Source organism: Nonomuraea rhizosphaerae, from assembly GCF_019396405.1.
In the GTDB taxonomy this organism is placed as follows: domain Bacteria; phylum Actinomycetota; class Actinomycetes; order Streptosporangiales; family Streptosporangiaceae; genus Nonomuraea; species Nonomuraea rhizosphaerae.
Genome location: NZ_JAHKRL010000187.1, coordinates 1 through 12,070, shown reverse-complemented (window position 1 = coordinate 12,070; position 12,070 = coordinate 1). Strand labels below are relative to the sequence as shown.

General features: G+C 73.2%; 8 protein-coding genes. 2 read left to right on the top strand and 6 right to left on the bottom strand.

Annotated elements, in window-relative coordinates:
• The coding region (locus tag KME77_RS09235) for an ArsB/NhaD family transporter (RefSeq protein WP_219463954.1) at positions 1 to 780 on the bottom strand (780 nt) is incomplete at its 3' end.
• A gap of 92 nt (positions 781 to 872) precedes the next feature.
• On the opposite strand from KME77_RS09235, the gene KME77_RS09230 reads away from it, so the two are divergent.
• A complete protein-coding gene (locus tag KME77_RS09230; protein ID WP_219463953.1) occupies positions 873 to 6,455 on the top strand; it encodes a WD40 domain-containing protein in 5,583 nt (1,860 codons plus the stop codon).
• 13 nt (positions 6,456 to 6,468) lie between these two features.
• Here KME77_RS09230 and KME77_RS09225 read toward each other — a convergent pair whose 3' ends face one another.
• The gene (locus tag KME77_RS09225; protein ID WP_219463952.1) at positions 6,469 to 7,050 is read right to left on the bottom strand and encodes a TetR/AcrR family transcriptional regulator; all 582 of its coding nucleotides are present in this window, start codon (positions 7,048 to 7,050) and stop codon (positions 6,469 to 6,471) included.
• 96 nt (positions 7,051 to 7,146) lie between these two features.
• Between KME77_RS09225 and KME77_RS09220 the strand changes: the two genes are divergently transcribed.
• The gene (locus tag KME77_RS09220; protein WP_219463951.1) at positions 7,147 to 7,968 is read left to right on the top strand and encodes an SDR family NAD(P)-dependent oxidoreductase; all 822 of its coding nucleotides are present in this window, start codon (positions 7,147 to 7,149) and stop codon (positions 7,966 to 7,968) included.
• Here KME77_RS09220 and KME77_RS09215 read toward each other — a convergent pair.
• From KME77_RS09215 to KME77_RS09200, 4 genes are all read right to left on the bottom strand, one after another.
• Positions 7,965 to 9,347, bottom strand: coding sequence for a glycoside hydrolase family 43 protein (locus KME77_RS09215; RefSeq protein WP_219463950.1), 1,383 nt, complete (start codon positions 9,345 to 9,347; stop codon positions 7,965 to 7,967). The genes KME77_RS09220 and KME77_RS09215 overlap by 4 nt on opposite strands.
• A 123-nt stretch (positions 9,348 to 9,470) precedes the next feature.
• Complete coding sequence (coaE, locus tag KME77_RS09210; RefSeq protein ID WP_219463949.1) at positions 9,471 to 10,073, bottom strand: dephospho-CoA kinase; 603 nt, start codon at positions 10,071 to 10,073, stop codon at positions 9,471 to 9,473.
• Between the two features lie 67 nt (positions 10,074 to 10,140).
• Positions 10,141 to 10,605 (bottom strand): GNAT family N-acetyltransferase, encoded by a 465-nt coding sequence (locus KME77_RS09205; protein ID WP_219463948.1) that lies wholly within the window; start codon positions 10,603 to 10,605, stop codon positions 10,141 to 10,143.
• Between the two features lie 68 nt (positions 10,606 to 10,673).
• Positions 10,674 to 11,831 (bottom strand): epoxide hydrolase family protein, encoded by a 1,158-nt coding sequence (locus KME77_RS09200; RefSeq protein ID WP_219463946.1) that lies wholly within the window; start codon positions 11,829 to 11,831, stop codon positions 10,674 to 10,676.
• Between the last annotated feature and the right edge of the window lie 239 nt (positions 11,832 to 12,070).

Sequence of the window (12,070 nt, the reverse complement as noted above, 5' to 3'; positions counted from 1 at the left end):
GAGCACCGGCCAGGGGATCAGGCTCAGCGCCAGCCGCGCGCGATCGCGCGCGAAGAACGCCGCCACCACGATCAGCGCGGCGGCCGGGGCGGCGACGCCGACCGGGAACTTCAGCAGCAGCGCCACGATGAACAGCAGGCAGCCGGCCGCGGCGGCGGCGAACAGCACGCGGTCGGCGATCGGCTCCAGCGCCGGCGGCGTGTAGCGCAGGTCGAGGCGGCGGCCCCTGCGCCAGTAGTAGACCCACAGGAACGCCATGGTCACCAAAATGGCCACGATCTGCGGGACCCACATGCGGGCGGCGAACTGCTGGGCGTCGAGCTGGATCTTGTCCATGCCGAGCAGGTTCGTCAGGTTGGAGACCGGCAGCAGGAGGCTGGCGGTGTTGGCCAGCCAGATCGTGGTCATGGCCAGGGGCAGGGCGGCGATGCGCGCCTTGGGGGCCAGGGCCAGCATGACCGGGGTGAGCAACACCGCAGTCGTATCGAGATTCAGAAATATCGTGACAAATGAGGCGAAAGCCGTGCACAGGAAGAACAGGGCGACGTAGTTACCGCGCCCGAACACCGCCATCCGCGCCGCGATGGCGTCGAAGACCTGCGCCTCCTTGGTCAGCTCCGCCAGCACGATGATGCCCACGAGGAAGACCAGCAGCGGCCCGATCTCGTCGAGGCTGCGCGCGGCCTCGGACAGCGGCAGCAGCCCGGTCGCCACGAAGATCACGCCGAGCAGGAGCAGCCCGATCCTGATCCGGTCGAGAACACTGAGACGCCGCCACACCCGACGATGATCGCATACCGTTCCCAGAACCAGTCATTTGTCCCACCTTGACGGTGATCCACAGCGGCGGCCCGCCGGGGGATACTGGTCAGATGGCGCGTGACGGCAGGCCCACCGACATCTTCGTGAGCTACTCCCCCGCCGACACGGCCTGGGCGACCTGGATCGCCTGGGAACTCGAGGCGGCGGGTTACAGGACCATGATCCAGGCCTGGGACTTCGTTCCCGGCACCAACTTCATCGACTTCATGGACCGCGGCGTCAGCGAGGCGCAGCTCGTCGTCGCCGTCCTGTCGCGCAACTACCTGACCTCGCGCTACGGCCGCATGGAGTGGCAGGCCGCGATGCGCGCCGACCCCGACAACCCGTCGAACAAGCTGGTGACGATCAGGCTGGAGGACGTCCACCTCGAAGGGCTGCTGTCCACGATCACCTGGGTGGACCTGCTCGGCGTCACCGACCAGGGGCAGGCCAGGGCGATGCTGCTGGGCCGCGTCCGGGAGGCGATGGCGGGCCGCGCCAAGCCGGAGGCCCCGCCGACGTTCCCGACGGGACCGGGCTCGGCGGGGGCGAGCGCGCCGCTGCCTGCGCCGACGCTGCCGCCGCCCGGCGAGCGGCAGCGGGCCAGGCGCACGCCGGTGTCAGCGCCCAACTTCCCGCCGTCGGCCGTCGCCGACCTGGGACGCGAGTCGCTGTCGGTGCTGCACGTCGGCGGCCCGAGGTTCGGCCGGGCGCTGCCCGACCCCGGCGAGCCGTTCACGCCCGAGGACATGCAGGCGCGCATCTGGGCGGACCTGACCTCCATGTACGACCGGGGCATGCCGCGTCCCGACCTCATGGTGGTCTCCGGTGACCTGACCGAGTCGGGCAGCCTGGGGCAGTTCGGGCAGGCGACCCGGTTCCTGACGGACCTGCGGCTGCTGATCGGGCTGGAGCCGCACCGGCTGGTGATCGTGCCCGGCCCGCGCGACGTGACCAAGGCGGCGGCCAGCGCGTACTTCATGACCTGCGAGGCCGACGACGTCGCGCCGCAGCCGCCCTACTGGCCCAAGTGGCGGCACTTCGCCGGGCTGTTCGGGGAGGTGTACCAGGGGCTGGACGACCGGGTGTTCGACGGCGGCCAGCCGTGGACGCTGTTCGAGGTGCCCGACCTGAAGGTGGCCGTGGCGGGCCTGAACTCCACGATGGCCATGAGCCACCTGGAGCGCGACGCGTACCCGATGCTGGGCGAGGCGCAGGCCGCCTGGTTCGCCGAGCGGCTGCGGCCGTACGAGGAGAGCGGCTGGCTGCGGCTCGGCGCGGCCGGCCACCCGCCGGCGGCGCTGCGTGACGCGCCCGCCTACGAGCGGCTGCTCGCGCGGCGGCTCAACCTGCTCTTCCAGGGAGCGGGCGAGGCCGCGGAGGGGGCCGTCGCCGCGCCGCGCTCGGGGCACCACCAGGTCGTCGAGATCAGCGCCGGCGGGATGCGCGTCTGGCTGCCGGAGGGCGAGCGGCCCGAGCGCGTCGCGGGCGAGTGGCGTTCGGCGCGGACCACCTTCGCGGGGCCGGGCGCCGGGGCGCCGCCCGCGTCCGTGCCCGAGCCCGCGCTGGTCGGGCCCGAGCCGAGCCCGGTCGACCTGCTGCTCGACCGCATCACCGAGGTGTGCGAGGCCAGGCACGAGCGGGCCAGGATCCGCCGCTCGGCCACGCACCTGGTCGTCACCCACCCCGAGGACGGGTTCGTCCGGCAGACGATGATCGGCGCGCACGTCGGCGAGCTGGACGCCGCCGGCGCCGAGGCCTTCGCCCGCCAGGCGCACGCGGCCGACCTGGCCGCCGAGCTGGTCTACCAGGGGCCGCCCCCGGCCAGGGCGCTGCGCGACGAGCTGATGCGCAGGGGCGTGCGGCTGCGCAGCTTCACCGAGTTCCAGGGCCTGCTGGACCTGTCCGGCTACGTCGCCGAGCAGACCGTCCGGCTCACCCACGACCGCCGCTACCCGCCCGGCCTGTACGTCCCCCAGCGCTACCGCGAGCTGGACCGGCCCGGCCAGCAGGTCAAGAACGGGCTGACCGACGAGCTGATGCGGCTGCTGTCGGCCGACCACGGGCGCTTCCTGCTGGTGCTCGGCGACTTCGGCCACGGCAAGACGTTCGCGCTGCGCGAGCTGGCCAGGCGCATCCCGGCCGAGCTGCCGCACCTGACGCCGATCCTGATCGAGCTGCGCGCCCTGGACAAGGCGCACTCGGTGGACGCCCTGGTGGCCGCCCATCTGGCGAGCCACGGCGAGGAGTTCATCGACCTCAAGGCGTTCCGCTACCTGCTGCGGCAGGGGCGGATCGTGCTGCTGTTCGACGGGTTCGACGAGCTGGTCACCCGGCTGACCTACGACCGCGCCGCCGACCACCTGGCGACGCTGCTGTCCGCGGCCGAGGACAAGGCCAAGATCGTGGTGGCCAGCCGCACCCAGCACTTCAAGTCGCACAGCCAAGTGCTGACCTCGCTGGGTGAGATGGTCGGCGTGCTGCCGCAGCGGCGGGTGATCGGCGTCGAGGACTTCACCCACGACCAGATCCGCTCCTACCTGGCCAACCGCTTCGACGACGGCGACGAGGCGGCGGCCCGCATGTCGCTGATGGAGGGCATCAAGGACCTGCTCGGCCTGGCCCAGAACCCGCGCATGCTGAGCTTCATCGCCGACCTGGACGCCGACCGGCTGCGCACGGTCGCCGGGGCCCGTCACACGATCAGCCCGGCCCTGCTGTACGAGGAGATCCTCGGCTCCTGGCTGGCCTTCGAGGAGCGCCGGGCCAGGATGCCGGGATCGCCGACCCCCCTGACCGCCGAGGAGCTGTGGCGGGGCGTGACCGAGCTGGCGCTGCGCCTGTGGGACTCCGGCGAGTCGCTGCTGGGCGTGGACGAGCTGACCGAGTTCGCCGAGAAGCTGACCGACCTGGCCGGGGGGCAGCTGACCGCCGAGCACGCCGCCCACGCGATGGGCTCGGGCAGCCTGCTGGTGCGCACCGAGGAGGGGATGTTCGGGTTCATCCACTCGTCGGTGATGGAGTGGCTGATCGCCCGCCACATCGCGGCGAACATGGACGTGCTGTCGCGCCGGCCGCTGTCGGCGCTGACCGTCGAGTTCCTGTGCGACCTGGCCGACGTGCCCGCGCTGCGCGCCTGGGCGGCCGATCCGCCCGCCGACGACGTGGCCAGGGCCAACGCCGTCAAGATCTCCGCCCGCCTGCGCACGCCCGCCCGCGCCGACCTGCGCGGCGCCAACCTCAAGGGCGAGGACCTGTCGGCCAGGGACCTCCAGGAGGTGGACCTGACCGGCGCCGACCTGACCGAGGCCACGCTCGCCGGCACGAACCTGTCCAGGGCGGTCCTGCGCGACGCCGTCCTGGCCGGGGCCCGGCTCGACGGCGCCAAGCTGGCGGGCGCCGACCTGAGCGGGGCCGACCTGTCGGGGGCGCGGCTGGCCCGGACCGACCTGAGCGACGTGAGCGCCGAGGGCGCCCGCTGGCACCGGGCCACGCTGATCAACGTGACCGGCACGCTGCCGCACCTGCCGGGGGCCGCCGTGGTGCCGGGCCGGCCGGTCGAGATCCAGCTCGCGCCGGCCGCGATCGGGGTGCCGTACGGCTACCACTTCCAGACGAGCCGGCTGCCGGAGCCGATGGCCTACAGCCCTGACGGCTCCACGCTGGCCGTCGGCAGCGAGGACGGCGGGGTGCTGCTGTGCACCGCCGGGGCGCCCGTACGGACGCTCCAGGGGCATCGTGGGCGCGTGTACGCGGTCTCCTTCGCCGGTGACCTGCTGGCCACGGGCGCGAGCGACGGCCGGGTGCTGCTGTGGGACTCCCTCACCGGCGAGCTGCTGCGCGAGCTGACCGGCCACGCCGACGGCGTCTGGCCGGTGCGGCTGAGCCCGTCGGGCGAGCTGCTGGCGGCCGGCGGCGGCGACGGCGTGATCCGCGTCTGGGACACCGCGACCGGTGAGCCGGTCCACTCGCTGGCCGGCCACCAGGCGCCCCTGTACCCCGTCTCGTTCGGGGAGGGGGTCCTGGTCAGCGGCGACTCCGCGGGGGCCGTCCGCGTCTGGGACCTGACCTCGGGGCAGGTGACGCACACGCTCGGCGGGCACCGCGGCGCGGTCTACCGCGCGCTGCACAGCCCCGACGGCACGCTGCTGGCGACCGGCGACGAGGCCGGGACGGTCCGCCTGTGGGACGCCGCCTCCTGGACGCTGCGCCACGAGCTGACCGGGCACCCGGGCAGCATCTACTGCCTGGCCTTCTCCCCCGACGGCTCGCTGCTGGCCAGCGGCGACACGGCGGGCATCGTCCGGCTGTGGGACCGGGCCGGTCAGGCGCACGGCGTGCACACCACCCACGCCGCGGCCGTCTACCAGGTGCTGTTCTCCCCCGACGGCCGGACGCTGGCCAGCGGCGACTCCAACGGCGTCGTGCGGCTCCAGGACACCGGCGACGCCCGGCGGGTCGAGCTGACCGGGCACCGCAGCTCGGTGTGGCCGTTCTGCTTCCGTCCCGACGGCGAGCAGCTGGCCACCTCCAGCAACGACGGCACCGTACGCCTGTGGGACCCGGCCTCCGGCCGCTGCCAGCGGGTGCTGCGCGGCCACGGCAGGCGGATCTCCTCGGTCAGGTTCAGCGCCGACGGCTCGATGCTGGCCACCAGCGGCAACGACGGCGTCGTACGCGTGTGGGAGCCGCGCACGGGCCGCCGCCTGCGCGAGGTCACCGGCACCTCCGACCGGCTCATCTCGGCCCTGTTCTCGCCCGCCGGGCCGGTCCTGGCCACCTCCAGCAACGACGGCGGCGTCCACTTCTGGAACGCCGTCACCGGCGACTACGAGCGCGAGCTGAACGCCGAGACCGACCACGTCTGGGCCGAGGCGTTCAGCCCCGACGGCACGCTCCTGGCCACGGCCAACGACGACGACAGCGTCCGCGTCTGGTACCGGCCGACCAGCCGCCTGGTCAGCAACCTGGCCGACCACCGCGGCCGGGTCCGCTCGATCGCCTTCAGCCCCGACGGGCGGTTCGTGGCGACGGGCTGCGACGACCACCTGGTGCGCCTGTGGCACGTCGAGTCCGGCGGCCGGGTCGCGACGCTGGAGGGGCACACCGACCGGGTGTTCTCGGTCGCCTTCTCCCCCTCGGGACGGCACCTGGCCAGCGCCGGCAACGACGGGCGGGCCCTGGTGTGGGAGCTGCGGCCCGGCCAGCCGTGGCAGCCGCGCCTGGTGCACACCCTCGACCAGGCCGAGGGGCGGCTGTGGAGCGTGGCCTTCGACGCCTCGGGCTCGCGGCTGGCGACGGGCGGCGACGACCTCGTCGTACGGGTGTGGGACGCGGCCTCCGGGCGGCTGCTGCACTCGCTGGCCGGGCACGCGCGGCGGGTCTGGTCGGTGGCCTTCAGCCCGGCCTCCGACCTGCTGGCCAGCGCCGGCGACGACGGGGTGGTGATCCTCTGGGAGGACGGCGCGCGCCGGGCCACGCTGCTGGGGCTGCCGGAGGGGTGGGCGGCGCTGGCCCCCGACGGCCGCTACAAGCTGCAGGGCGAGGTGTCCGGGCAGTTCTGGCACGTGATCGGGATGTCGCGGTTCGAGCTGGGCGAGCTGGACCCGCACCTGCCGGGGGTGCGGCAGGTGCCGCTCGACTCGCCGCTGTGAGACACACCCCCGCTCACTGCCCGGGCTCCCGGGAGGTGCCGGACATCGGGCGGCCGAGCAGGCCGGAGGCCACGGCCCGCACGTGCGGCGCCAGGTCGCCGGCCGTCGCCCCGGCCAGCGCGGGGGTGCCGACGACCGAGCGCAGGATGCCGAGGCCGACCAGCCAGGCGCTGAGCAGCTCGGCCCGCAGCTCGGCGTCCTCGCCCTCGGCCAGGTCGGCCAGCGCCCGCACGTACGTGGCGCACACCTCGTCGCGGATGCGCTGCCTGGCGTCCTCGTGGGCCGAGGAGCGCAGCATGGCCACCAGCGGGTGGTCGCCGCCGTACCCTGTCCAGTCGGCGAAGATCACCGAGCGGACCATGCGGGCGACCAGCTCCTCCTGCGGGCCCTCCAGCAGGTCGCCGGGGATGTCGGCGGTCGCCTCCTCGAACAGCGCCTTCTTCGAGCCGAAGTAGCGGAAGATCAGGGCGGCGTCCACGCCGGTGTCCTTGGCGAGGTCGCGCACGCTGGTGGCGTCGTAGCCCTCGCGGGAGAAACGCAGCCTGGCGGCCTCCAGCAGGCGCGCCCGGGTGGCCTCCCGGTCTCTCTTCGGCACGCGGGCTCCCCTCTGTAGTCATCGACCGTTGACATTGTAGGCCCTGGACGTGTTACGTTCTCCCGAGTCAGCGTTCGATGACTTAGAGGGCGGAACATGCGATCTTACGTAGTGGCGGGCGGCACCACCGGAATGGGCCGCGGGCTGGCGCTGCACTTCCTTGGCAGGGGCGACCGGGTGACGATCGTGGGCAGCGACCCGGCCAAGGGGCGGCGGATGCTGGACGAGGCCGCCCGCTCGGGAGCCGCGGACCGGATCACGTTCCTCCAGGCCGACCTGACCTCCGCCGCCGCCGGCAGGCGGATCGTCGAGGAGGTCAGGGCGCGGCACGACGCCCTCGACGGGCTGGTCCTCACCGCGATGCGCCACTTCCCCCGGCGGGTGGTGACCCCGGAGGGCTTCGAGGCCACCTTCGCCCTCTACTACGTCAGCCGCCTCCTGCTCGGCGACGGCCTGACGGACCTGCTGGAACGCGGCGAGAGCCCGATGATCGTGAACATCTGCGGCGTCGGCGTCACCAAGGGCGCCATCCACTGGGACGACCTGTCGCTGGAGCGCGGCTACGGCAGCGTCAAGGCCATGCTCCAGGGCGGTCGCGCCACCGACCTCCTGGGCGTCGCGTACGCGCTCACCCATCCTGACGCGCGCACCCGCTACCTGCTGCACCACCCCGGCTTCACCGACAGCGGCACCGACAGCCTGCGCGGGCCCGCCAAGGTGATCGTCAAGCTGCTCGCCAAGGTCATGGCCCAGCCGGTGGACAGGAGCATCCAGCCGATCATCGAGCTGATGGACGACCCGCCGGGCAAGGGCCTGCTCGCCTACGACCGGCGCACCCCGGTCGATCCGTCGCTGCCGACGCTCGACCCGGAGCGCGCCCGCCGCCTCTACGAGCAGACCCGCCACCTGCTCGGTTAGTACACCTCGATCCGGTCCATGCTGATGATCGGGCTGCCCGAGGCAGGGTTCTTCTCACCGGTGACGCGCACGCGCAGCGTGTGCGGGCCGCGCGCCAGGACCGGGCTCAGGTAGTTCAGCTCCTCGCCCACCCGGATGTCGCTGTAGTAGTCGACGCGCTGCTCCGGGCCGCCGTCGACGGAGATCGCCGCGATGCCGTTGCCGCGGTCGCGCACGCTCAGCAGGGCGACCCGCGAGCCGGTGAAGCTGATCGTGGCGGTCGCGCCGGCCTGGCCGCTCCAGTGGTCGTTGCCCCAGAAGCACTGGACGCCGCAGCCGGAGCCGGACTGCCAGGCGCCCGCGTACGTGACCTGGGGATCGAAGTCGTTGATCACCGACGTCTCCGCGCCCGGGTCGCCGGACGGCAGCTGCTGCGTGGCGCCGGCGGCCAGCGGGCGGCCGAAGTTCGGGGTGCCGTCGGCGTTCCAGGTGAACCGCTGCACGCGGGTGGTGCGGAAGGCGTAGGTGTAGGTGCTGGTGTTCTTGCCGTGGTAGGCGATCCAGTCCTCGGTGCCGTCGGGCGAGCGGAAGAACGAGTGGTGTCCCGGGCCCCACACGCCGGTGGCGTCGTTGCGGGAGAACACCGGCCCCGCGTGCTGCGTCCAGTTGGCCGCCACCATCGGGTCGGCGCCGTTGGCGATGCTCTTCATCCACAGCTGGTAGTCCGGCTTGCCGGTGTCGCACGTCGAGTAGGTGAGGAACGTCCTGCCGTTGCGGTACAGCGGCGTCGGCCCCTCCCGCACCTCGGTGCAGCCGCCGTTCGCCGGGATCGCCACCCGGGCGCCGGTGGTGGTCCACGCGTTGCTCATACGGGCGATGTAGAGCTGCGCGGGGCCGCCCTGGCCGCGCCCCGGGCCCGTCCAGACGAAGTACGACTGGCCGTTGTGGGTGATCGGCTCGCCGTCGATGGCGTACTCGCCGAAGTCGGCGATCCTGGCCTTGAACGCGTACGGGCCCATCGGGTCGTCGCCCGCCGACTCCAGGACGTACATGCGGTGGTTGGCGTCCACCCCGTCCGAGGCGGTGTAGTACACGTACCAGCGCGAGCCGACGTGCCGGAACGCGGGCGCCCACATCTGCGTGTTGCGGCTGGTGTCGCTGTCGCGCCAGACGACCTGCTCGGGGGCGGACAGCAGGGTGGCCAGGCTGGGCGAGCGCCAGATGCCGATCCGGTCGCCGCGCGTGGTGGCCACGTAGTAGTTGCCGTTGAAGTACATCAGGCTGGGGTCGGCGCTGGCGTTGACCGGGTTGCGGAACGTCGAGGTCGCCGCGAGACCGGGGGCGGGAGCGGCGAACACCACGCTCAGAGCGAGGAGGAGGGCGGCCAGAAGGCGTGGCATCGGGGGGCGTCCTTTCCGAATCTGAAGCGGGACCGTTCAGATCGTCATGGACATGACTCGGGCCGTCAATGATCCTTCAACGTTCCTGTAAGCGTGGGGAAGCCAGGGGCGGTCCCGCTCCGCTCAGCCGCGGGCGGCGCGTTTCGTGAGCTCGGCCCAGACCTCGCCGACCCGGGCGTCCAGCTCCTCCAGCGGGCCCTCGTTGCCGATCACGATGTCGGCCACCGCCAGCCGGTCCTCCCGGCTCGCCTGCGCGGCGATGCGGGACCTGGCGTCCTTCTCCGGCATGCCGCGGTGCTCGGCCAGGCGCCGGATGCGGACCTCGTCGGAGGCGTCCACGACCACGACCACGTCGTACATGGGGGCCAGCTTGTTCTCCGCCAGCAGCGGCACGTCGTACACGGTGATCGCGTCGTCGGCGGCCCCGCCCTGCAGCTCCGCCACCCGCTCCCCCACCAGCGGGTGCACGATCGCGTTGAGCGTCGCCAGCCTGTCGGGGTCGGCGAACACGATCCCGCCCAGCTTCTCCCTGTTGAGCGAGCCGTCGGGACGCAGCACCCCGTCGCCGAACGCGGCCACCACCCGCGCCAGGCCGGGGGTGCCCGGGGCCACGACCTCGCGGGCGAGCTTGTCGGCGTCGATCACCACGGCGCCCTTGGTGGCCAGGCGCTTGGAGACCTCGCTCTTGCCGGATCCGATCCCGCCGGTCAGGCCGATTTTGAACACGCCGAAAGCCTATCCGCGAACACCCCCCGCCGACGCCCCGGGGCGGGCCGCGATCCGGGTGCGGTTGTCAGGTGCCGGGCTGCGGGTGGCGGCGCATGTGGACCAGCGTGAGGTGGTCGTCCATCCGCTCCCGGCGCGTCTCCCGGTACCCCAGCCGCCGGTACAGCCGCAAATTGCCCTCGGACAGATGCCCCGTGAACAGGTCGAACGCCTCAGCCTCCGCCGCCTCCGCGTGCAGCGCCTCCATCAGCGCCCTGCCCAGCCCGCGCCCCTGGTGGTCGGGGGCGACGACCAGGCGGCCGACCAGGCAGGTGGCGCCCGCGAGCTGACCGCGCACCGCGCCGACGATCCGGGCGCCCGCCACGGCCTTGAGGACGAGGTGCGCCTCGACCGCCTTGCGGACCTGCTCCAGCGACTCCACCAGCGGCGGGATGAACGGGTCGCCGTACAGCTGCGCCTCGCTCACGTACGCCGCCCGCTGCAGGGTGAGAATCTCGCCCGCGTCGCCCGCCGACGCCCGCCCGATGTCCACGCGAGCACCCTACTCCAGCCTCGCCGCAGCACCGCTCCGGCGTCACCTCACGGCATCAGCTGTAAGCGTCACCTCAGCATCCCGAAGAACGTCCGGAGGCTGCGCACCAGCGACCCGGGAGCGCTCATGGCGACCATGTGGCTGCCGGCCTCCTCCCCCGCCCAGTGGACGATCGTGTTGCGGCGCTCGGCGATGCGCCGCATCAGCGGGGCGCCGCCGTGCGAGACGCCGGTCGGCACGGCGGTCTGGTCGATCGGCATGCCCGCCGCGCCCTCGTAGTACGGCCACGACGACGAGCCGCCGGTGCCGGTCAGCCAGTACAGGGAGGCGTTCGTCAGGAGGAGGTCCCTTTCGATGGGCTCGTCCGCCTTGCCCCCGGGCTCCTCCGGCCAGCCGTCGAACTCCTTGAACCTCTCCACCAGGTACGCCAGCTGCGCCACCGGCGAGTCGGCGAACCCGTAGCTCAGCGTCTGGGGCCTGGCGGCGAGGTACGGGCCGTAGCCGCTGCCGCCGGCCCACCGCGCGTTCAGGTCCGACAGCCAGGCCAGCTCCTCCCGCGTGGCGCCCTCCAGCTCCGCCGGGTCACCCGTGGGGACGCCCAGCCCCGCCGTGATGTGCGAGCCCGCGACGTGGGCGGCGTCCAGGACCGCCAGTTGCGGCGTCACCAGGGCTCCGGCGTCGTTGCCGTGGGCGCCGTACCGCTCGTACCCGAGACGCCGCATCAGCTCGGCCCACGTGCGGGCGACCCGCACGATGCTCCACGACCGCTCGCCGGTCGGCCCGTCACTGGGCACGGGGAACGGCGAGAACCCGAAGCCAGGCAGCGACGGCGCCACCACGTGGAAGGCGGTCGCCGGGTCGAGACCGTGCGCGCCGGGGTCGGTGAGGGGGCCGATGACGTGCAGGAACTCGGCCACGGTGCTGGGCCAGCTGTGCGTCATGATCAGCGGCAGGGCGTCCGGCTCAGGTGAGCGGACGTGCAGGAAGTGGACGCGCTGGCCGTCGATGTCGGTGGTGAACTGGGCGAACGCGTTCAGCCTGGCCTCCTGTGCCCGCCAGTCGAAGCCGTCGGCCCAGCGGGCGGCGAGGTCGCGCAGGTGCCCGACCGGGACGCCCCGGCTCCACCCGCCACCGGGCAGGGCCCGCGGCCAGCGCGTACGCCGCAGCCGGTCGCGAAGGTCGTCAAGGTCGCGCTGAGGGACGGCGATGCGGAAGGACTCGATCATGCCGCGAGCGTAGGCGCGAACGCGGCAGATCCCCTTCCGCGATCCGTCACGCAAAGCACCCGATCCGGCCGCTCCCGACTCGCCCTGCCCTGCCCAACCCGGCCGGTCGCCGGTCGCCGGTCGCCGGTCGCCGGTCGCCGGTCGCCGGTCGCCGGTCGCCGGTCGCCGGGGAGCGTCCTTCGTCCCGGGCACACGAGACGGGACGTCGGCGGGAACGCGAGCGGCCCCGCACCACCTGG